Origin of the sequence: Actinomycetospora succinea, assembly GCF_004363095.1 — a bacterium.
In the GTDB taxonomy this organism is placed as follows: Bacteria; Actinomycetota; Actinomycetes; order Mycobacteriales; family Pseudonocardiaceae; genus Actinomycetospora; species Actinomycetospora succinea.
Genome location: NZ_SNYO01000002.1, coordinates 17,596 through 37,683 on the forward strand (window position 1 = coordinate 17,596; position 20,088 = coordinate 37,683).

Genomic DNA, 20,088 nt, shown 5'->3' on the forward strand with positions numbered 1-20,088 from the left:
CTGACCTACGTGTCGGTGCAGATCCCCTACGTGTCCGCCGAGGTCGCCGCCGCCCATCCCGTTCCCGCCAACGCCTTCTGCCTGGCACCCGGCCTGATGAACGTGCGCAGCCGCGGGCACCTGCGCCTCACCGAGGGCGGCACCCTGGACATCGTGGCCAACATGCTCGCCGACCCGGCCGACCTCGAGGCCGCGGTCGCCGGCGTCGAGATCGGGCTCGAGCTCGCCGACCAGCCGGCGTTCCGCAAGCTCGTCGCCCGCCGGGTCGCCCCCGGGGCGGAGATCGACCGCGCCGCGCTCACCACGTTCGTCCGCCGGGCCGCCATGCCCTACTTCCACCCCGTCGGCACGTGCGCGATGGGCAGCGGCGACGACGCCGTCGTCGACCCGCAGCTGCGGGTCCGCGGGATCGAGGGCCTGCGTGTCGCGGACGCCTCCGTGATGCCGGCCATCACCTCGGCCAACACCAACGCCCCCACGGCGATGATCGCGGAGAAGGCCGCCGACCTCATCGCCTGAGCGCCACACCCCCGGGAGGCCCCACCACCATGGCCCCGCAGCACCCGCTCGTCGTCAACGGCGAGACCGTCGAGGTCGACGTCACCGGCATGCCCTCGCTCGCCACCGTCCTGCGCGACCGTCTCGGCCTGACCGCCGCGAAGGTCGCGTGCGGGCGGGGCGAGTGCGGCGCGTGCACCGTGCTCGTCGGCGGCCGCCCGGTGATGGGCTGCATCACGCCGGCGGTGCTGGTGCGCGAGCCGGTGGAGACCAGCGAGGGCCTCGCCGCCGAGAGCGCCGACCTGCGGGCGTGCTTCGCCGACACGGGCGCGTTCCAGTGCGGGTTCTGCACGCCCGGGCAGGTGGTGCACGCGACCGCCCTGCTGCGCGCAGGGCTGCCGCCGGGTTCCGAAGAGCGCCAGGAGCATGTGCGCCACGCGATGTCGGGCAACATCTGCCGCTGCACCGGCTACCAGGCGATCGTCGCGTCCGTGTGCACCGTGGCCGACGCCCGCGAGACGGAGCAGGCGTCGTGAGCTGGGTCGGGAGCCGCGTCCGGCCGATCGACTGGGACGACCGCAGCGCGGGCCGGACGCTCTTCACCGCCGACCTGCCCGGCGAGCGCCTCGTCGGCCGGATCCTGCGCTCGCCGCACGCGTACGCCGAGGTCGTCGCGATCGACACGACGCGGGCGCGCGCGATGCCGGGCGTGCACGCGGTGATCACGGCCGCCGACTTCGCGCCCGGCGCCCGCTACGTGCACCGCGGCGGCCCGCTCTCCGACCGGCCGCCGCTCGCCGACGGCGTCGTGCGCCACGTCGGGCAGGAGGTCGCCGCCGTCGCCGCCGAGACCCCGGAGCAGGCCGCCGCCGCGCTGCGGGCGATCCGGGTGCGCTACCGGCCGCGGCGCGCGCCCCTGACGCCCGGACAGGCCCGCTCCCCCGGCGCCCGCCGGCTGCACGTCCGCACCACCGACGAGGCGAACGTGTCGATGCGCCTCGACACCACGTGGGGCGACCCGGACGCCGGGCACCGCGCCGCCGTCGTCGCGGTGTCGGGCTCCTTCTCCTACCCGAGCGTCTCGCACGCCGTCATGGAGCCGAACACCACGCTGGCGTCCTGGGACGCCGCGCGCGGCCGCGTCGAGCTGTGGACCTCGACCCAGGCGCCGTGGTTCATCGCGAAGGAGGTCTCGCAGCTCCTCGGCATCGCCCACGACGACGTCGTCATCCGCGAGGTCGCGGCCGGCGGCGGCTTCGGCAGCAAGTCCAAGGCCTCCGAGCACGAGGCGCTCGCCGCCGCCCTGTCCCGCGCCGCCGGAGCCCCGGTGCTCGTCGCGTTGTCCCGCGAGGAGGAGCTGGGCGCGAACAAGCCCCGCCACCGCTTCGAGACGACCCTGCGCACCGAGGCCGACGCCGACGGCGTCCTGCGCGCGCTCGACGCCGACATCGCCGTCGACAACGGCTCCTACAACCACATGGGCACCTCGGTGATGCGCGTCGGCGTCATCACCCTCGGCTCGATGTACCGGCCCGACGGGGTGCACTTCACCGCGCGTCTCGTCGACACCGCCACCCAGCCCGGCGGGCAGTTCCGCGGGTACGGGACGCCGCAGGTCTCGCTCGCCATGGAGTCGCAGGTCGACGAGATCGCCGCGCGGCTCGGGATCGACCCCATCGACCTGCGGCTGCGCAACCTCGCCCCCGAGCACGCCGAGACCCTGTGCGGCTACCGCGTCGGCACCAACCGGCTCGGGGACTGCCTCGTCGCCGTCCGCGACGGCCTCGACTGGGACGCGGCACGCTCGGCGCCGCGCGGCGACGGGCCGGTGCGGCGGGGCTGGGGCGTCGCGGCGGGGTCGCACGGCAGCGGCGCCTTCGCCTACGACCAGGCCGACCGCAGCGACGCCGCGCTCGACCTGTTCGACGACGGCCGGGTCCGCGTCCGCCACGGTGGGTCCGACGCCGGGACCGGCCAGAACACGATCCTCGCCCAGATCGCCGCCGACGAGCTCGGCGTCGACCTCGCCGACGTCGAGGTCCTCTCGACCGACACCGAGCGCACGCCCTTCGAGCTCGGCGCCTGGTCGTCGCGCGGGACGCACATGACGGGCTCGTCGGTCGGGCAGGCCGGGCGCGAGCTCGCCGGGCGGGTGCGCGAGCTCGCCGCGGAGAAGCTCGGTGCCGACGCCGCCGAGGTCGTGCTGCGCGGCGGCCGGGCCCACGCGCAGGGCCGGGACGTCGAGCTGGGCGACCTCGTCGGGCTCGCCGCCGAGGCGCGCGACGGGGTGCTCAGCCACGAGACCAGCTACCGGGTCGAGGGCACCGAGATGCTCACGCCGGACAAGGACCGGGCCAACCTGTCGCCGAGCTACGCCTTCGCCGCCCACGGCGCGGTCGTCGACGTCGACCGGCGCACCGGCGAGGTCCGGGTCGTCGACTACCTCGCCGCCCACGACGTCGGGACGGCGATCAACCCGACGGCGGTCGAGGGCCAGATCGTCGGCGGCGCGGCGATGGGCCTGGGGGCGGCGCTCGGCGAGGACCTCGTCCGCGAGGCGGGCCGGGTCGTCAACAGCACCTACCTGCACTACGCGATGCCCCGCAGCGCCGACCTGCCGCGGGTGCGCGCGCACGTCGTCGACAACCACGAGGCCGCCGGGCCCTACGGCGCGAAGTCCGTCGGCGAGATGTCGATCGTCCCGCCGGGCGGGGCCGTCGCGAACGCCGTCGCCGACGCGCTCGGGGTGCGGCTGCGCGAGCTGCCGATCACCCCGGACAAGGTGCTGACGGCCCTCGCCGAGCAGGAGGGCAGGCGTCGCCGGCACGGCATCTGGCGCCGGCCCTCGCGCTGGTGGATCGCCGCGATCCGCGCGCTCTACCCGCTCGGGCTGCACCACGTCCTCGACCGCTGGGGCACCCGCCTCGGCCCGGCCCGTCGCGCGCGGTCACGTCCGCCGGCCGCGGCGCCCGCGGTGCTCGTCGCGACCGGTCTCGACGACGCCCTGACCGCGCTCGCCCGCCCGGGTGCGGCGGCCTTGGGCGGCGGCACCGACCTGCTCCCGGACCGCCCCCGGCAGGCGCGCCCCGCGCCCGTGCTCGTGGCCACCTCGGCGGTCACCGAGATGCGGCGTCTGGAGACCCGCGACGGCGTGCTGCGCGTCGGCGGCGCCGTGACCCTCGCCGAGCTCGCCGAGCACCCCGACACCCCGGACGTGCTGGTCACCGCGCTGCGCTCGATCGCCTCGCCCCAGATCCGCAACACCGCGACCGTCGCGGGCAACCTCGTCCAGGCCAAGCGCTGCTGGTTCTTCCGCAACGGCTTCGACTGCTACAAGCGCAACGGGGCGACGAGCCCCTGCTACGCGGTCCTCGGCGACCACCGCTTCCAGCACGCGGCCGTCGACGGGCACCGCTGCCAGGCCGTGACGCCGTCCGACGTCGGCACCGTGCTGCCGGCGCTGGACGCGGTGCTCGTCCTGGCCGGCGCGGCCGGCGTGCGGCGTGAGGTCGACGCCGCCGACTTCTACTCCGGGCCGGGCGAGACCGTGCTGCGCGACGGGGAGCTCGTCGCGGAGGTCCGGATCCCGCTCGTCGCGGCCCGGCGCGGGGCGTTCACCAAGCTGGGGCTCTACACCGGCGACTTCGCGACGGCGTCGGCGGCGCTGACCGTGGTCGCCGACACCGACGGGCGCTGGTGCGATGTGCGGCTCGTGCTCGGGGCGGTCGCGCCGACGCCGTGGCGGCTGCGCGCGGTGGAGGCCGCGCTGACCGGGACCCGGCCGACGGTCGCCGACGTGCGGCGGCTCGTGGACGCCGAGCTGGACCGCCACGCCCACCCGCTGCCCCGCAACGGCTGGAAGCTCGACGCCGCGGCGGGGCTGGTGGAGCAGGCCTACGACGCGCTCTGAGCGAGGAACCGGGTCACCGCGTCGGCGAACAGCTCGGGGCGGTGGTCCACGGACGGGACGCCCGTGCCGAGCAGGACCTCGGCGACGGCGCCGGGGATCGCCGCGAGGATCGGGGCGACGTCGGGCAGCGAGAACGTGTCGAGCTCCCCGCACAGCACGAGCGTCGCCGCCCGGACGAGCGTGATGCGGTCCTCCATGCGGTAGCGGTTGACCGCCTCGTGGCCCTCCTCGACCCGGTCGATCACGGCGACGGCGTCGCGGACGAGGCGCTCGAGCAGGTCCGGCCGGTCGGCGGGGTAGTAGGGCGCGCGGTTGTCCCAGAGCTGCCGCAGGTGCGCGCCGTCGTCGGTGCGCTCGACGTGGTCGATCGGTGGCCGGCCCGTCGCGACCCGGTGGCGGCGGTCGGCGTCGACGTAGGGCATGCCGGACACCACCAGGGCCCGCACGCGCTCCGGCACGGCGGCCGCGATCTCGGTGGCGACGACCGCGCCGGTGTGGTGCCCGACGAGGGACACGCGGTCGAGGCCCAGCGCGTCGCACAGGTCGACGATGCCCGCCGCGAACAGCTCGATGCTCCACGGCCCGGTCGGGCCGTCCGAGAGCCCGAACCCCGGGGTGTCCGGGGCGACGGCCCGGAACTGGCGGCCGAGCAGCGGCAGGACGTCGCGGTACTCGTCGGACGAGCGGGGCGTCTGGTGCAGCAGCAGGACCGGTTCTCCGGCTCCGTCGTCGACGTAGTGCACCTGGCCGAAGCGGGTGTCGGCGAAGCCGTGACGCACGATGCCTCCCGTGCTCGTACTATGTACGGTGCACGGTAGCGGGTCAGGGCCGGCGGGTCCCCGTGACCTGGGCCTCGGTGATGACCTCGAGCGGGGCCGTCGGCTGATGCGTCGCGTAGCGGCGGGGCTTGCCGTCGCGCGGCGGCGGGGTCGTCGCCGGGACGCCGCGGGTGTCGACGGTCGCGAGGATCTCCGCCCCGAACGGCCAGCCGGTCCGGCGGGCGGCGCGGGCGGTGTCGGCGAGCTCGTCCAGGCCGCGCTCCGAGACGCCGCGGGGGGAGCCCTCCCGGGGAGCCGGGGCCGTCGGTGTCGGGGTCGGCGTCGGGGTCGGCGCGATCGCCTCGACGCGCGCGGGCTCGGGCTGCTGCTCCGGGCGACGGCTCGGCCGGCCCTTCCGGTGGTGCCCCATCGCCGACCACTCCCCACCGTGTGCCCGCCCGTCACCCGGAGGAACGAGCGGCGTCGCCCGAGGGAACGACCGCCGGGCGCACTGCTCCGGATCAGCCCAGGTCGTTGGTGCGGAAGGTGTCGCAGCGGGTCGGGTCGCCGGTGGTGTATCCGGTGGTCAGCCACTTCTTGCGCTGCGCCGAGGTGCCGTGGGTGAACGAGTCGGGGTTCACGGTCCCGCCGCCGAGGCGGCCCTGGATGTAGTCGTCGCCGATCCGCTGGGCGGCGTCGACCGCGCCGTCGAGGTCGGCCCGGGTGACGTCGGTGATGAACGCGGGGCGCCCGTTCGACGGCGTCGCGGCGTGGTTCATCCACACACCCGCGTAGCAGTCCGCCTGCAGCTCCAGGCGCACGGCGTCCGACGTCGCCCCCTGCCGCGACCGGACCGCCGCCTCGGTGCCCAGCTGGTCCTGCACGTGGTGGCCGTACTCGTGGGCGAGCACGTAGGCGTTGGTCAGGCCGCCGCCCTGGGCACCGAACTGCGACTTGAGCTGGTCGTAGAAGGTCAGGTCGATGTAGACGAGGTCGTCGGCGGGGCAGTAGAAGGGCCCGGCGCTCGAGTCCGCGCGCCCGCAGCGGGTGTTCACCGCGCCGGAGAAGAAGACCGTGTCGACGCGCTGGTAGGTCGGCTGCGCGCCGCGCGTCACCCCGGCGACCTGCGCGTAGCCCCCGCCCGCCCAGTACGCCTGGATCGAGTTGATGTCGGCGACGATCGCGCAGTCGGGGTTGGTGTTCGCGTCGGCGCCGGTGCGGCACTCGCTCGCGAGCTCGGAGGTCCCCGTCACCGCGGGCCCGCCGGGCTCGCCGAAGCCGCCCGCCACCGACGACGACGTGCCCGACCCGCCGGTGAGGTACGGCAGGGCGAAGAACCCGACGATCACCACGACGATCAGGACCCAGCTGACCTTCCCGCTGCGCCCGCGGAACAGCAGGCTGATCAGCATCGGCAGCAGGGCGCCCATGCCGCCGCCCCCGCCGCCGCCCATGCCCCCGAACGGGGACCCGCCGCCGCTCTGGCCCCGCTGGTCGGTGACCTCCGACGCGTCGAGCTGGGCGTCGTCCTCGTAGCGCATGGTCTGATCCTGGCGCAGGAGTGCCCTCCGCGTCGCCTGTCGCATGTGAAGCTGGGGGTGTGACGGCGGACGTGTGGGTCGTCGGCGGGGCGCCCGGAGCCGGGAAGAGCACGGTCGCCGACCGGCTGCTCGCCCTGCTCGACCCCGTCCCGGCGCTCCTGGACAAGGACACGATGTACGGCGACTTCGTCGCCGCGACCCTCGCCGTCGCGGGCCGGGAACCCGGCGAGCGGGAGGGCCCCTGGTACGACGAGCACGTCAAGGTCCACGAGTACGCGGGCATGACGGCCGTCGCGCGCGAGGTCCGGTCCCGCGGCTGCCCGGTCGTGCTCAGCGCCCCGTTCACCGGCCAGATCCGCGATTCGGCGCGCTGGGCGTCGTGGGTCGCCGAGCTCGGCGGCGACCCCGTGCACCTCGTCTGGGTCTCGTGCGACCCGGCGACGCTGCGGCGCCGCCTCGAGGCGCGCGGGCGCGCGCAGGACGCCGGCAAGCTCGCCGGGTTCGACGCCTTCGTCGCGCGGATGCAGCCGGACACCCCGCCGCCCGTGCCGCACCTCGCCGTGGACACGACCCGTGAGATCGACGATCAGCTGCGCCAGAATCCCCGTCCATGGGAGACGAGCTCGACGTCGTCGTGATCGGCGCCGGCGTCGCCGGGCTGGCCACGCTGCACCTGCTGCGCGAGCAGGGCCTGCGGGTCCGCGCCTACGACGCCGCGGACGACGTCGGCGGCGCCTGGTGGTGGCACGGCTACCCCGGCTCGCGGCTCGACACCGAGGGGCCCGTCTACCAGTACTTCTTCCGCGAGGACCTCGTCCGCGACTGGGGCTGGAGCGAGCGCTTCCCCGCCGGGTACGAGGTGCTGCGGTGGCTGCGGTTCGTCGCCGACCGCCTCGACCTGCGCCGCGACATCGTGCTGTCCACGCCGGTCGTCGCCGCGACGTTCGACGAGGAGCGCGGGCGGTGGACGGTGCGCACCGGGCACGGCGAGACGGTCGAGGCGCGCTTCGTCGTCGGGTGCACCGGGTTCTGCCCCGGCCCGGCCGAGACGCTGCCCGGCGAGGGCTTCGCGGGCACGGTGGTGCGGACCTCCCGCTGGCCGGAGAAGGGCCCTGACCTCGTCGGCCGGCGGGTGGGCGTCGTCGGCGTGGGCGTCGCGGGCGTCCAGCTCGTCCCACGGATCGTCGCCGAGACCGCGCGCGTGACGGTGTTCGCCCGCGAGCCCGTGGCCGTCGTGCCGCGGTCGAACCCGGTGTACGGCTGGCCGGAGCGCGACGCCTACCGCGCGCGGTTCGCGGAGCTGCGCGCGAGGCTGCCGCACACCCGCACGGGCGGCGAGGACGAGCCGGCGGCGGGCGACCTCGCCGAGCGCTACGCCGACGGCTCGCGGCACCTCTGGTTCGGTGCCCCGCCGGACGAGGCGGTCGCGGCGTACGTGCGCGCGGCGATGACCGAGCGGCTCGGCGATCCCGCCCTGGCGGCGGTGCTGGTGCCCTCGTCCGACGACGCGCCGATCACCCTGGACGCCGGGTTCCTCGAGGCCTTCCACCGCGCCGACGTCGACCTCGTCGACCTGCGCGCCGACCCGGTCGCCGCTGTCCGTGCCGAGGGCCTCGAGCTCGCGTCCGGCGCCCTGCACGAGCTCGACGTGATCGTGCTGACCGAGGAGTTCGACGCCGGGCCGCCGGCGCTGCGCGGTGTCGACGTCCTCGGCCGCGGGGGCCGGTCGCTCGCCGACGCGCCGGGCACCGTGCTCGGCCTGGGCACCCCGGGTTTCCCGAACCTGTTCACCACCGCCACGCCCCCGGCCCCGACCTCGCGCGACGCGGTGATGACGACGGTCCGCGCCCACCAGGCGGCGTGGATCGCCCGCGCGATCCGTGACCTCACCGCGATTGGGGCGTCGACGATCGAGGCGGTGGCGGCGGCCGAGACCACGGTGGACGGCGTCGGCGACTACGTGGCGCGCTGCGAGCAGGAAGCGGCCGCCGGCTACCCGTCGTTCCAGCGCACCTGACGCGGCCCCGGATTCCGAGCGAAGGGCACCTTCGCTCGGATAGAGCGGCGAGGGGCGCCCCTCGCCAGCCCCGACGATCAAGCGCGGTGCCCAGCACGGACCCGCGTGTTCTGAGCGAGGGGCACCTCCGCTCGGATAGAGCGGCGAGGGGCGCCCCTCGCCGGTACGGAGCGGCGCGCGAGGGGCACGTTGGGCATGATCAGCGGGGGTTCGGCCTGCCGAACGTGCCTGTCGCGAGCGGTCGACGAACTACGACGCGGGCGACCAGACGCAGTCGCCATAGAACTCGACCTGGCCATCACCTGGCCGCACGGTGACGTAGGCCGCGCCCCCGCTCGTGCCCTCCGAGCCGATGCTGGAGCCGTCGGTGGTCTGCCGCGAGGCCGAGCAGTACGAAAAGCCCTCGTCCGTCGGAGGGCCGTCCGTGCGGTAGCGCCCGGGCGCGATCTCCGAGCCGACCGTGTAGGTGCCCTGCGAGAAGCTGCCGGCCGGTGCGGCGACACTGGTCGGTGCGGCGGCGGAGGAGGGCGCCGAGTACGACGGCGCCGAGTACGACGGCGCCGTGTAGCTGGTCGAGGTGCCCGAGTTCGACTCGCTGACCGCACCCGCGAACCCGATCGCCCACAGCGTGCAGATGAGCAGGCCGACCGCGCCGAGGATGATCCCCGCGGTCGCGAGCCCGCGGCCCGCGCCGCCCTTCCGCGACGCCGCCGTCAGCCCGACGATCGAGAGCACGAGGCCGACGGGGCTGATCACCCAGGACACGATCCCGAGGAACGGGACGAGCGCGAGCACCGCGCCGACCAGCGCCACGACGAACCCGCCGGTCGCGATCCCGTTGGACTGCTGCTGGGGCGGCTGCGGCGGGGCGTAGTACCCGGGCGGCTGACCGTAGGGCGCCCCGTACTGCTGGTACGGCGGCGGGTACTGCTGCGTCACGACGAACCCCCGACTGATCATGAACCGGACACGCGTGTCTCGTTCGTCGCCGGGTGGGCGTTACGTCAGGTCCGGACGAGCACCCGGTCGAGGAAGCCGGCGAGCTCGTCGTGGGCGTCTAGCGGGAGGACGTGCGCGACGTACTGGTCGGGGCGCACGACCACCACGGCGCCGCCGCGGTCGATCCCGCGCAGGTCGAAGACGTCGGGGCGGGCCGGGTCGGGGCTGAACACCTTCTCCTGGTCGACCAGCCCGAACGGTCCCTTGCGGGGCCGGAGCACGGGCGGCAGGTCGCCGACCTCGACCTCGCGGTGCCCCTGCGGGAGGACGGCGCGGACGTCGATCACCGTGTCGGGGTCGGCGCCGGACGGGGTGAAGCGCGGCACGAACGAGCCCAGGAACGCGCACAGCGGGTCGAAGCGCACGCGGTCGGCGTCGGCGAAGACGTAGAGCCGCCAGGCCCCGTCGGCGCGCGCCGCGTGCCCGAGGTGCATCGGCTTGGCGTCGGCCACGCGCACGACCGGCGCCGAGTGGAACCGCATCCCCACCGGCAGGCCCTCGGCGAGGTGCTGGTGCGGCGCGCCCGAGGTGATCATCGACGGCGCGTAGCGGACGGCGACGCCGGCGGTGAAGCGTCCCTGGTCGCGGAAGTAGCGCTGGAACTTCTCGGGATCGGCCGTGCTCCCCTCGGGATGCGCGCTGAACATCGCCGCGAACTCGCGGTCGAAGTCGATCAGCTCCTGCGCGACGGCCTGGCGCTCCGCCGAGTACGTGTCGAGCAGCTCGGGACGCGCGCGCCCCCGCAGCACCGCCGCCAGCTTCCAGCCGAGGTTCCACGTGTCGGCCATCGACACGTTCATGCCCTGGCCCGCCTTGGCGCTGTGGGTGTGGCAGGCGTCGCCGGCGATGAACACGCGCGGCTCGCCCGGTCCGTCGTCGAACCGCTCGCACAGCCGCTGCCCGACCTCGTACACCGACCACCAGCCGACGTCGCGCACGTCGATCACGTACGGGTGCAGGATGCGGTTGGCGACCTCGGTGAGCGTCTCGGGGGTGACGGACCCGCGATCGTCGTCGAGCTCGATGTAGAGCCGCACGAGGTACCCGCCCTCGCGCGGGATGATCAGCAGGCTGCCCGCGCCCGAGGTGATCGCGCTCTTGAGCCGGATGTCCGGGAAGTCGGTGACGGCGAGGACGTCCATGACACCCCACGCCTGGTGCATCTCGTCGCCCGCGAGCCGTTGCCCGATCGCCCGCCGGACGGCGCTGCGCGCGCCGTCGCACCCGACGACGTAGCGCGCGCGGATCGTCGACGACCCGTTCAGCTCGACGGACACCGGGTACTCGCCGGCACCGACCTCCAGCCCCGTGACGGACAGCTCGTACCGCGGCGCGAGCCGGCTCGCCGAGCGCGCCATGCGCTCGCGGAGGAAGGCGAGCATGCGCGCCTGGTTGACGATCAGGTGCGGCATCTCGGAGAGGTCGTCCTCGACGTCCGGGATGCGCCCGGTCCGCACGATGCCGGATGGGTCCTGCGGGTGCGGGCGCCAGAACGCGACCTCGTTGACCTGGTAGCCCTCGGCCACGATGTTCCGCGCCAGCCCGAACGCCTCGAACATCTCGACGGTCCGGCACGCGACGCCGTCGGCCTGCCCGACCTCGAGCGGGCCGTCGCGGCGGTCGACGACGACGGTCCGGATGTCGGGGAACGCCGCCAGCTGCGCGGCGAGCACGAGGCCCGCCGGCCCGCAGCCGACGACCAGCACGTCGGTGGTGTCGGGGAGCTCGTCGGACCGCTGCGCGACCGAGGGATCCGGGTCCTCGACGAACGGGTCGCCGGTGCGGTACCCGCCGACGTAGAACTGGGCCATCGCTCCGAGGCTAGGTGCGTTCTGCCCGGCAGCCCCTACTCTTCTGGCGTGCAGAACAAGCCGACCTACGGGATCCAGTCGGTGGACCACGCGCTGCGGCTCGCGGCGGTGCTGCAGCAGGAGGGTCCGCTGCGGGTCAGCGACGCCGCCGAGCGGCTCGGGGTGGCGCGGTCGACGGCGCACCGACTGCTCGCGATGCTCGTCTACCGCGACTTCGCCGAGCAGGACGAGGACCGCCGCTACGTCGCCGGCCCGGTCCTGCGCCGGCCCGCCGCCCCCGAACCGGTCGCCGACCTGCGCCGGGCCGCGGTGCCGCACCTGCAGGAGCTGACCGAGCGGACCGCCGAGACGACGAACCTCCTCGTGGTGGTCGACGACGAGGCGCGCTTCGTGGCGTCGGTCGAGTGCGAGCAGGTGCTGCGCGTCGGCGACCGCGGCGGCCGCGTGCTCCCGGCGCACCTGGCCTCGGGCGGGCGCGCGGTCCTCGCGACGCGGGACGAGGCCGAGGTCCGCGCGCTCTACGACGACGGGGCCGTCGACGCCGAGGCCCTGCTCCGCGACCTGCGGCGCACCCGTCGGCAGGGCTTCGCGCTCAACGACCAGCGCACCGAGACCGGGGTGACGGCGATCGGTGCGGCCGTGCCGACCACCGCCGTCGCCGGCGCCATCTCGATCTCCATGCCCACCGCGCGCTACCGGCGGGCGCGACTCCCCGAGTGGGCCGGCCTGCTCGCCGACACCGCCCGGCGCATCGCCCGCGACCTCTGACCCGGCGCGACCGGGCCGCGACGCCGGGTCGCGGTCAGCAGAACCAGGTTCTTCTCAGCAGAATCTCGCCCAGGAAGCCCGGGCGGCCGACTAGACCTTCTTCCCAGAGGAACGTGACCCACGTCGCTCCCGGAGGGGACCGCATGAACGAGATCGCGGAGCTGGTGGCCACGGCGTCACGCGTGCTCGCCGCGAACGGACACGACGACCTCATCTGGGGCCACGCCTCGGTACGGGACCCCGACGGCGGCGGCGCGTGGCTCAAGACGGCGGAGTGGAGCCTCGGGGAGGTCACCGCCGACCGCGTGCACCTCGTCGACGGCACGGGCACGGTTCGAGACGGGTCGCCGAGCCCGCGGCACAGCGAGTACCCCATCCACACCGAGATCCTGGCCGCACGCCCGGACGTCGGCGCCGTCGTGCACACGCACCCGCCGCACGCCGTGGCGCTCGCCGCCTCCGGCCAGTCGCTGCAGCCGGTCAGCCACGCGGCCACGATGTTCGTGCCGCCCGAGGTGCCGCGCTTCACCGACACCGCCGACCTCGTCCTCACCGCGGAGCTCGGCAAGCGGGTCGCGGAAGAGCTCGGCGAGCGGAACGCCCTCTTCCTGGTCAACCACGGCATCGTCACCGTCGGCCCCGACCTGCCGACAGCCGTCGTCACCGCGGTGGTCCTCGAGCGCGCCTGCGCCCAGCAGATCCTCACGCGCAGCGCGGGCGGATGGCCGTCGTGGTCGCCGCCCGAGGAGGCGCTCGCCAAGCGCGAGCACATCTACCACCCCACCGCGATCGCCGCGGTCTGGGACCACCTCGTGCGGGAGCTGGGCCGGTGAACGACACGACCATGCTCATCGGCGGCAAGCTCCGCCCGGCCTCCGACGGCTCCGTCCTCGACGCCCTGAACCCGGCGACCGGCGTGCGGCTGACCACCATCCCCGACGCCACTCCCGGCGACGTCGACGACGCCGTCGCCGCCGCCTCGTCGGCCTTCGCGACCTGGCGGCGCAGCACCCCGGGCGAGCGGTCCGCGCTGCTCACGACCCTGGCCGACGTCGTCGCCGCGCACGCCGACGAGCTCGCGCGCCTCGACGCCGACGACAATGGCTCGCTCTACCGGGAGATGCGCCGCGACGTCGACATGGCGGTCTTCTACCTGCGCTACTACGCCGGGCTGACGCTCCAGCTGCACGGCGACACCGTCCCGAGCGAGCCGGGGACGCTGACGTACTCGGTGCGCCGGCCGTACGGGGTGGTCGGGCGGCTGATCCCGTTCAACCACCCGCTGATGTTCGCGGCGTCGAAGATCGCGGCGCCGCTCGCGGCCGGCAACACCGTGGTGATCAAGCCGAGCGAGCACACCAGCCTCTCGGCGCTGCGCCTCGGCGAGCTCGCCGCCGACGTCGTCCCGCCCGGCGTGCTCAACGTCGTGACGGGCACCGGCGCGCGCTCCGGCGACGCCCTGGTCGCGCACCCGGACGTGCGGCGCCTCGCGTTCACCGGATCCGCCGCCACCGGGCGCGCGATCCAGCGGCGCGCGGCCGAGGTCTCGATCAAGACGGTGACCCTCGAGCTCGGCGGCAAGAACCCGCTGGTCGTGTTCCCCGACGCCGACCTCGACGTGGCCGTCGCGGCCTCGGTGCGCGGCATGAACTTCACCTGGCAGGGCCAGTCGTGCGGCTCGCTCTCGCGCGTCGTCGTGCACCGGGACGTCCACGACGCGTTCGTCGAGAAGCTCGCCGCCACCGTCGGCGCCCTGCGACCCGGCCTGCCCGACGACCCCGACGCCGACACCGGCGCGATCGTCAACGCCGGGCAGCTCGAGAAGGTGCTGTCCTACGTGCGCCTCGGCCAGGACGAGGGCGCGCGGCTGTGCACCGGCGGCGACCGCGTCACCGAGGGCGGGCTCGCCGACGGCCTGTTCGTCCGGCCCGCGGTGTTCGCCGACGTCGACCCGGGCTCGCGCCTGGCCCAGGAGGAGATCTTCGGCCCGGTGCTGGCCGTGATGCGGCCCTTCACCGACGCCGACGAGGCCCTGCGCATCGCCAACGCCACGAGCCTGGGCCTGACCGCCAGCGTCTTCACCCGCGACCTCGGCACCGCGCACCGCTTCGCCGAGGACCTCGAGGCCGGCTACGTCTGGGTCAACGAGGTCGGGCGCCACGTCCCCGGCACGCCGTTCGGCGGCGTCAAGGACAGCGGGATCGGCCGCGAGGAGGACCTCGACGAGCTCTTCTCGTACACGCAGCTCAAGAACGTGCACATCAACTACGGCCACATCTGACCCCGGCGAGGACCCGCATGACGACCACCGAGACGCGCGCCGACCAACTGCGCGCGGCCAAGCACCCCGTCTACAACGACCGCAAGCTGCACCTCGGCACGTTCTCGACGAACCTGTCCGGCGGCTGCTCGATCTCCACGATCGAGGGCGCGCTGGAGGCGACCTGGGAGAACACCTCGACGCTCGCGCGGATGAGCGACGAGATGGGGTTCGAGGCGCTCGTCCCGGTCGGGCGCTGGCGGGGCTTCGGCGGGCCGACGAACTTCAACGGCACCGGGTTCGAGTGCTTCACGTGGGCCGCGGGCATCGGGGCGACGACCGAGGACGCGGGGGTCTTCATCACCTCGCACGTCCCGACGATCCACCCCCTGATGGCCGCGAAGCAGGCCGCGACCGTCGACCACATCACGGGCGGCCGCGTCGCGCTCAACATCGTCACGGGCTGGCACACGCCCGAGATCGAGATGTTCGGCGCCGCGCAGCTCGAGCACGACAAGCGCTACGACATGTCGCAGGAGTGGTTCGACATCGTCACGCGGCTGTGGACCGCCGAGGAGACGTTCGACTACGACGGCGAGTTCTACAGGGTCGTCGACGCCCGCATCTCGCCGCTGCCCGTCCAGTCGCCCTACCCCGTGACGATGAACGCCGGCAGCTCGCCGAAGGGCCGGCACTTCGGCGCCCGGAACTGCGACGTCGTCTTCGCGTCCTCCGACATCAAGAACCAGACCCCCGAGGGCATGAAGGACAAGGTCAACCAGTTCCGCGAGCTGGCCCGCACGGAGTACGGCCGCGAGATCCAGGTCTGGATCAACGCCTACATCGTGCAGGGCGACACCGAGGCCGACGCGCAGCAGTTCCTGCACCACTACGTCGACGAGCTCGGCGACTGGGAGGCGGCGTCGAACCTCGTCACCTCGCTCGGCGTGAACTCGCAGTCCTACGACCTGTCGACCATCGAGGACATGAAGCGCCACTTCATCGCCGGCTGGGCGGGCTACCCGATCGTCGGCACCGGCGAGCAGATCGTCGGCGCGCTGAGCGATCTCGTCGCGACCGGCCTCGACGGCGTCATCCTGTCCTTCCCCCGCTACGTGCAGGACATGCGGCGCTTCCAGCAGGAGGTCTACCCGATGATCGTCCAGGCCGGGCTGCGGTGACCCTGCGGGTCGATTCCGTCGGGAGCCTGCTGCGCCCGCCGGCGCTGGGCGAGGCGTTCGCGCGGTGGCGGCGCGGCGAGATCGGCACCGGGACGCTGCACGAGGCGCAGGACGAGGCGGTCCGCGACGTCGTGGCCGCCCAGGAGAAGGTCGGGCTGCCCGTGGTCGTCGACGGCGAGTACCGCCGATCGACGTTCATGGACAGCTTCGCCGACGTCGCCTGCTACGGCGAGCTCGCCGCGAACCTCTGGGCCGCGCACGCCCGCCGGACGCTGGACGTCGACGCGCCGGAGCGCGCCGAGGCCCCGTCCGCGTCGAGCGCCACGGTCGCGACCGAGCCGCTGCGGCTGGTGCACAACATGCCGCGCGAGGAGTTCGCGTTCGCGCAGGGCTGCACCGACGTCCCGGTGAAGACCACCATCCTCGGCCCCGACCGCGTCTTCCAGACGTTCGACGCCGAGGGCTCGCGCGCGGTCTACCCCGACCCGTGGGCGTTCCTCGACGACGTCGTCACCGTCGAGCGCGACATCGTGGCGGGCCTCGTCGACGCGGGCTGCCGGTACGTCCACGTGGACGCGCCGGGGCTGACCGCCTACGTCGACCCGCCGTCGCTGGAGCGCCTGCGCCGCCGCGGCCTCGACCCCGCCGACGTGCTCACCCGCACCCTCGCGGCCGAGAACGCCGTGGTCCGCGGCTTCGGAGGCACGACGTTCGGCCTGCACCTGTGCCGCGGCAACGAGCAGGGCCACTGGCACCGCGAGGGCCACTACGACCCGATCGCCGAGCAGGTGTTCTCCGAGCTGGAGCACGACCGGATCCTGCTCGAGTACGACACCGAGCGCGCCGGGTCGTTCGCGCCGCTGCGGTTCGTGCGGCCCGGGACGACGGTGGTGCTCGGCGTCGTCAGCACCAAGTCGGCGCGCGTCGAGACCGTCGACGAGGTGGTGGCGCGCGTCGAGGAGGCGGCCCGGCACCTGCCGCTCGACCAGCTCGCGGTCAGCCCGCAGTGCGGGTTCGCCTCGACGATCGAGGGCAACGACGTGACCCCGGACCAGCAGTGGCGCAAGTTCGAGGTGCTGCTGGAGGCGGCTCAGAGGATCTGGGGCTAGCCGATCCGCCGCCGTGCCTGATGCACGAGACTGCGGGCCGAGGCGTGCATCCGCGCGCCGACGTCCTCCGGGGCCTTGCCGGCGCAGGCACGGGCGTGGGTGCCCTCGAGCAGGACGCCGAGCTTGAAGCACGCCATCACCGCGTACCAGGGCACGACAGCGGGGTCGGTGCCGGTCAGCTCGGCGTAGCGCGCGACCAGCTCGTCCTCGTGCGCCAGGCCCTCGACGCGCGCCCAGCCGAGGTCCATCCCGCTCGCGGGCCACGTCGCGAGCAGCCACCCGAGGTCGAGCAGCGGGTCGGCGACCGTCGCCATCTCCCAGTCGACGATCGCGGTCACCGTCGCGCCGTCGGGGTCGAACAGCACGTTGGCGAGGTGGAAGTCGCCGTGGGCGAGCGCGGGCGGGCCGGACTCGGGGCGGTGGCGCTCGAGCCAGTCGGCGACGTCGTCGGTGTCGTCGCCGAAGCCCGGGTAGCCCTCGACCTCGCGGTAGCGGGCGAGCTCGTCGCGCCAGCGCGGCACCTGGCGCGCGAGGAACCCCTGCGGGTTGCCGACGTCGCCCAGCCCGACCGCGTCCACGTCGACGGCGTGCAGGGCGGCGAGCGCGTCGACCATCCCGGGGCCCAGCCCGTGCCGCAGGCCCGCGTCGGCCTCCTGCGCGGGCGAGGGCCCGGTCGCGACGTTGACGCCCGGGACCTCGGCCATCGCGTAGACGACGCGGCCCGGCAGCACGCCGTCGGCGGGCGCGGTGGCGAGCAGGCGCGGGTGCGGGACGTCGGTGGACGCCAGGGCGCCGAGCACCCGGATCTCGCGCTCGATCGCCGCGTTGCTGCCCTTGCGCAGGTGGCGGGGCCCGCTGCGGACGACGACGCGCCGCTCGGGCCCGACCGCGCGCAGCATGAGGTTCTGCGTGCCGCCGGCCAGCGGCTCGAACGTCCAGGGCCCGTCGCCGATCCCCGCCGACGACAGCCACGCGACGACGGCGTCGGTCTCCTCGCGTGCCAGCATGCGTCCATCATCACGACGGGGGAAACGGCGCGCATGGGCAGGTTCGGGGACAAGGTCGTCGTCGTCACGGGCGGCAGCCGCGGCATGGGCCGCGCGATGGTGCGGGCGTTCGCGGCGGAGGGCGCGTCCGTGGTGATCGCGAGCCGGAAGATCGACGCGTGCGAGGAGCTGGCCGCCGAGGTGAGCGCCCAGCACGGCGTCCCGACGCTGCCCGTGGCCTGCAACGTCTCGAGCTGGGACGACTGCGACGCCCTGGTCGCCGCCGTCGACGAAGCGTTCGGGCGGGCCGACGTGCTGGTCAACAACGCCGGGCTCTCGCCGCTCTACCCCGCGCTCGGCGAGGTGTCCGAGGGCCTGTTCGACAAGGTGCTCGGCGTCAACCTCAAGGGACCGTTCCGCCTGGCGGCCGCGCTCGGGACGCGCATGGTCGCGGCCGGGGGCGGGGCGATCGTCAACATCAGCTCGATCGCGGCGATCCGTCCGGGCCCCGCCGAGCTGCCGTACGCGATGGCGAAGGCCGGGCTGAACACGCTCACCGAGGGCCTGGCGCAGGCCTTCGGCCCGACGGTGCGGGTCAACGCCGTGCAGGCGGGCCCGTTCCGCACCGACATCTCGACGGCCTGGACCCCGGAGGTCGTCGGGGCGTTCGAGCGCAGCACGGCGCTGCGGCGGATCGGCGAGCCGGAGGAGGTCGTGCCCGCGGTGCTGCACCTCGCCTCGGACGAGGCGTCGTTCACCACCGGCGCGGTGCTGCGCGTCGACGGCGGGATGCCCTGAGGGGATCGGGCTCGCTAGCGTTCCTCCGTGCCGCCCTCCCGCGCCCGCCTGGTCGCCGTCGCGCTCGACGCCCGCGAGCCGGAGGCGCTCGCCTGGTTCTGGTGCGCCGCGCTGGGCTCGTCGGTGGTGCGCCGCTGGGACGACGCGCACGGCACGGCGTACGTCGAGGTGGCGCTGGCGGACGAGGCGGTCCTGCTCTTCCAGCACGTCGCCGACCGGAAGGCCGGCAAGAACCGGATGCACCTCGACCTCGCCGCACCCGGCGACCAGCAGGCCGAGGTCGACCGGCTCGTCGGCCTCGGGGCGACGGTCCTCGACGAGGCGCCCGACCACCCGTGGGTCGTGCTCGCCGACCCCGAGGGCAACGAGTTCTGCGTGCTGCCGGCGCGGTAGGGGGTTGTCGTCGAGAGCGATCGGGCACCACGCCGCGTCCACGACGGAGTGACCCGACCGGGGAGCGAATCTCGATGCCCACACCGCCCGCGGGGGGCGGGTTCAACGTGCTGCAGAGCCTGCAGAACGCGTTCACCACCCTCCTGAACTACGTGCCCAACATCATCGGGGCCCTGCTGGTCCTGATCATCGGTTACATCATCGCCCGCCTGATCCGGGCCGGGATCAGCAAGCTGCTGCGCAAGGTGCGCGTCGACGAGAAGCTCACGCACGGCAAGGGCGGCGAGTACGTCTCCCGCTTCTCCCCGCAGGGCAAGCCCTCCCAGCTCGTCGGGCTCGTCGTGCAGTACGTCCTGATGGTCTTCGTGATCGTCTCCGCGGTCGGGACCCTGAACATCCCCGCGGTCACCGGGTTCGTGAACCTGGTCCTGTCGTACCTGCCGAACGTGCTCGCCGCGCTGCTGATCTTCCTGGTCGCCGCCGCGATCGCCGCCGCCGTCGGCGGCCTGGTGCACCGCACCATGGGCGACACCCCGACCGGCCGGGTCGCCCGCTCCGCGGCGCCGACGCTGGTCATGGCGATCGCCGTCTTCATGATCCTCAACCAGCTCGGGATCGCCGAGACGATCGTCAACACCACCTACATCGCGCTCATCGGCGCGGTGGCGCTCGGCTCCGCGCTGGCGTTCGGGCTCGGGGGGCGCGACGCCGCCGCCGACCTCATCAACTCCGGCTACCGCCGCGCCCAGCAGCAGTCCGGCCAGGTCCAGCGCGACCTGCAGGTCGGCCGCGAGCGCGCCGAGGCCGACGCCCGGGCGCACGCGCCGAACGGGTTCGGGCAGGGCAACGGCGGGCACGAGGCAACGGCGCAGTACGCCACGCCCCAGCCCCCGCCGCAGGCCTCGCCCACGCCGCCCGAGGGCATGCCGGCCGCGCCGCCGGCCGGGGCGACCCGGCCCGGCGACCCGTACACCGAGCCGCAGCCCGGGAGGACCGAGCCGGTGACCCCGACGCCCCCGGGTGGGACGCCCCGCCGCTGACCTCCTCCGCTCGGCACGC

The 20,088-nt window shown here is 74.5% G+C and carries 19 protein-coding genes; 13 read left to right on the plus strand and 6 right to left on the minus strand.

Features of this window, described 5'->3' with window-relative positions; genetic code table 11:
- Window positions 1-96: 96 nt before the first annotated feature.
- The 3 genes from EV188_RS32195 to EV188_RS06440 are packed head-to-tail and all read left to right on the plus strand — an operon-like array spanning window position 97 to window position 4,408.
- Window positions 97-519, plus strand: a complete 423-nt coding sequence (locus EV188_RS32195) for a GMC oxidoreductase (protein ID WP_424922919.1) — start codon at window positions 97-99, stop codon at window positions 517-519.
- Window positions 520-548: 29 nt separating this feature from the next.
- Window positions 549-1,034, plus strand: coding sequence for a (2Fe-2S)-binding protein (locus EV188_RS06435; RefSeq protein WP_133825454.1), 486 nt, complete (start codon window positions 549-551; stop codon window positions 1,032-1,034).
- A complete protein-coding gene (locus EV188_RS06440; protein WP_166659750.1) occupies window positions 1,031-4,408 on the plus strand; it encodes a molybdopterin cofactor-binding domain-containing protein in 3,378 nt (1,125 codons plus the stop codon). The genes EV188_RS06435 and EV188_RS06440 overlap by 4 nt, the downstream gene beginning before the upstream one ends.
- Here the strand turns inward: EV188_RS06440 and EV188_RS06445 are convergent.
- From EV188_RS06445 to ypfJ, 3 genes are all read right to left on the minus strand, one after another.
- The gene (locus tag EV188_RS06445; protein ID WP_133825456.1) at window positions 4,393-5,187 is read right to left on the minus strand and encodes an alpha/beta fold hydrolase; all 795 of its coding nucleotides are present in this window, start codon (window positions 5,185-5,187) and stop codon (window positions 4,393-4,395) included. The two genes, EV188_RS06440 and EV188_RS06445, sit on opposite strands and share 16 nt — an antisense overlap.
- Window positions 5,188-5,230: 43 nt before the next feature.
- Window positions 5,231-5,596, minus strand: coding sequence for a hypothetical protein (locus tag EV188_RS06450; protein ID WP_133825457.1), 366 nt, complete (start codon window positions 5,594-5,596; stop codon window positions 5,231-5,233).
- A 91-nt stretch (window positions 5,597-5,687) separates the two neighbouring features.
- On the minus strand, window positions 5,688-6,707 hold the full coding sequence (gene ypfJ, locus EV188_RS06455) for a KPN_02809 family neutral zinc metallopeptidase (protein WP_133825458.1): 1,020 nt from the start codon (window positions 6,705-6,707) through the stop codon (window positions 5,688-5,690).
- 59 nt (window positions 6,708-6,766) lie between these two features.
- Here ypfJ and EV188_RS06460 point away from each other — a divergent pair, with 59 nt between their 5' ends.
- The gene (locus EV188_RS06460; RefSeq protein WP_133825459.1) at window positions 6,767-7,345 is read left to right on the plus strand and encodes a P-loop nucleotide/nucleoside kinase family protein; all 579 of its coding nucleotides are present in this window, start codon (window positions 6,767-6,769) and stop codon (window positions 7,343-7,345) included.
- Window positions 7,318-8,724: a flavin-containing monooxygenase gene (locus tag EV188_RS06465; RefSeq protein ID WP_133825460.1), complete on the plus strand. Its 1,407-nt coding sequence runs from the start codon at window positions 7,318-7,320 to the stop codon at window positions 8,722-8,724. Before EV188_RS06460 ends, EV188_RS06465 begins: the two co-directional genes overlap by 28 nt.
- Before the next feature lie 249 nt (window positions 8,725-8,973).
- On the opposite strand, the gene EV188_RS06470 is transcribed toward EV188_RS06465, so the two are convergent.
- Together EV188_RS06470 and EV188_RS06475 are read right to left on the minus strand one after the other, a co-directional pair.
- Window positions 8,974-9,663, minus strand: coding sequence for a DUF4190 domain-containing protein (locus EV188_RS06470; protein ID WP_166659751.1), 690 nt, complete (start codon window positions 9,661-9,663; stop codon window positions 8,974-8,976).
- A 65-nt stretch (window positions 9,664-9,728) separates the two neighbouring features.
- Window positions 9,729-11,534 carry an FAD-dependent monooxygenase gene (locus EV188_RS06475; RefSeq protein ID WP_133825462.1) on the minus strand — a complete coding sequence of 602 codons (1,806 nt, stop codon included), beginning with the start codon at window positions 11,532-11,534 and terminating at the stop codon, window positions 9,729-9,731.
- A gap of 48 nt (window positions 11,535-11,582) precedes the next feature.
- Here EV188_RS06475 and EV188_RS06480 point away from each other — a divergent pair, with 48 nt between their 5' ends.
- The 5 genes from EV188_RS06480 to EV188_RS06500 all read left to right on the plus strand — a co-directional run bounded on the left by EV188_RS06480 (window position 11,583) and on the right by EV188_RS06500 (window position 16,852).
- Complete coding sequence (locus EV188_RS06480; protein ID WP_133825463.1) at window positions 11,583-12,302, plus strand: IclR family transcriptional regulator; 720 nt, start codon at window positions 11,583-11,585, stop codon at window positions 12,300-12,302.
- 143 nt (window positions 12,303-12,445) lie between these two features.
- Window positions 12,446-13,135: a class II aldolase/adducin family protein gene (locus EV188_RS06485; RefSeq protein WP_133825464.1), complete on the plus strand. Its 690-nt coding sequence runs from the start codon at window positions 12,446-12,448 to the stop codon at window positions 13,133-13,135.
- A complete protein-coding gene (locus EV188_RS06490; RefSeq protein WP_208114048.1) occupies window positions 13,132-14,583 on the plus strand; it encodes an aldehyde dehydrogenase family protein in 1,452 nt (483 codons plus the stop codon). The genes EV188_RS06485 and EV188_RS06490 overlap by 4 nt, the downstream gene beginning before the upstream one ends.
- Window positions 14,584-14,600: 17 nt before the next feature.
- Window positions 14,601-15,743, plus strand: coding sequence for an LLM class flavin-dependent oxidoreductase (locus tag EV188_RS06495; RefSeq protein WP_133825465.1), 1,143 nt, complete (start codon window positions 14,601-14,603; stop codon window positions 15,741-15,743).
- Window positions 15,740-16,852 carry a uroporphyrinogen decarboxylase/cobalamine-independent methonine synthase family protein gene (locus tag EV188_RS06500; protein WP_133825466.1) on the plus strand — a complete coding sequence of 371 codons (1,113 nt, stop codon included), beginning with the start codon at window positions 15,740-15,742 and terminating at the stop codon, window positions 16,850-16,852. The genes EV188_RS06495 and EV188_RS06500 overlap by 4 nt, the downstream gene beginning before the upstream one ends.
- On the opposite strand, the gene EV188_RS06505 is transcribed toward EV188_RS06500, so the two are convergent.
- A complete protein-coding gene (locus EV188_RS06505) occupies window positions 16,849-17,859 on the minus strand; it encodes a phosphotransferase family protein (RefSeq protein ID WP_133825467.1) in 1,011 nt (336 codons plus the stop codon). The genes EV188_RS06500 and EV188_RS06505 overlap by 4 nt on opposite strands.
- A 33-nt stretch (window positions 17,860-17,892) precedes the next feature.
- Between EV188_RS06505 and EV188_RS06510 the strand changes: the two genes are divergently transcribed.
- The 3 genes from EV188_RS06510 to EV188_RS06520 all read left to right on the plus strand — a co-directional run bounded on the left by EV188_RS06510 (window position 17,893) and on the right by EV188_RS06520 (window position 20,069).
- Window positions 17,893-18,636: an SDR family NAD(P)-dependent oxidoreductase gene (locus tag EV188_RS06510; RefSeq protein ID WP_133825468.1), complete on the plus strand. Its 744-nt coding sequence runs from the start codon at window positions 17,893-17,895 to the stop codon at window positions 18,634-18,636.
- Window positions 18,637-18,663: 27 nt separating this feature from the next.
- Entirely contained in the window at window positions 18,664-19,029 is a 366-nt protein-coding gene (locus tag EV188_RS06515) for a VOC family protein (RefSeq protein WP_133825469.1), read from the plus strand.
- Window positions 19,030-19,103: 74 nt separating this feature from the next.
- Window positions 19,104-20,069 carry a mechanosensitive ion channel family protein gene (locus tag EV188_RS06520; protein WP_133825470.1) on the plus strand — a complete coding sequence of 322 codons (966 nt, stop codon included), beginning with the start codon at window positions 19,104-19,106 and terminating at the stop codon, window positions 20,067-20,069.
- The last annotated feature ends 19 nt before the right edge of the window (window positions 20,070-20,088 follow it).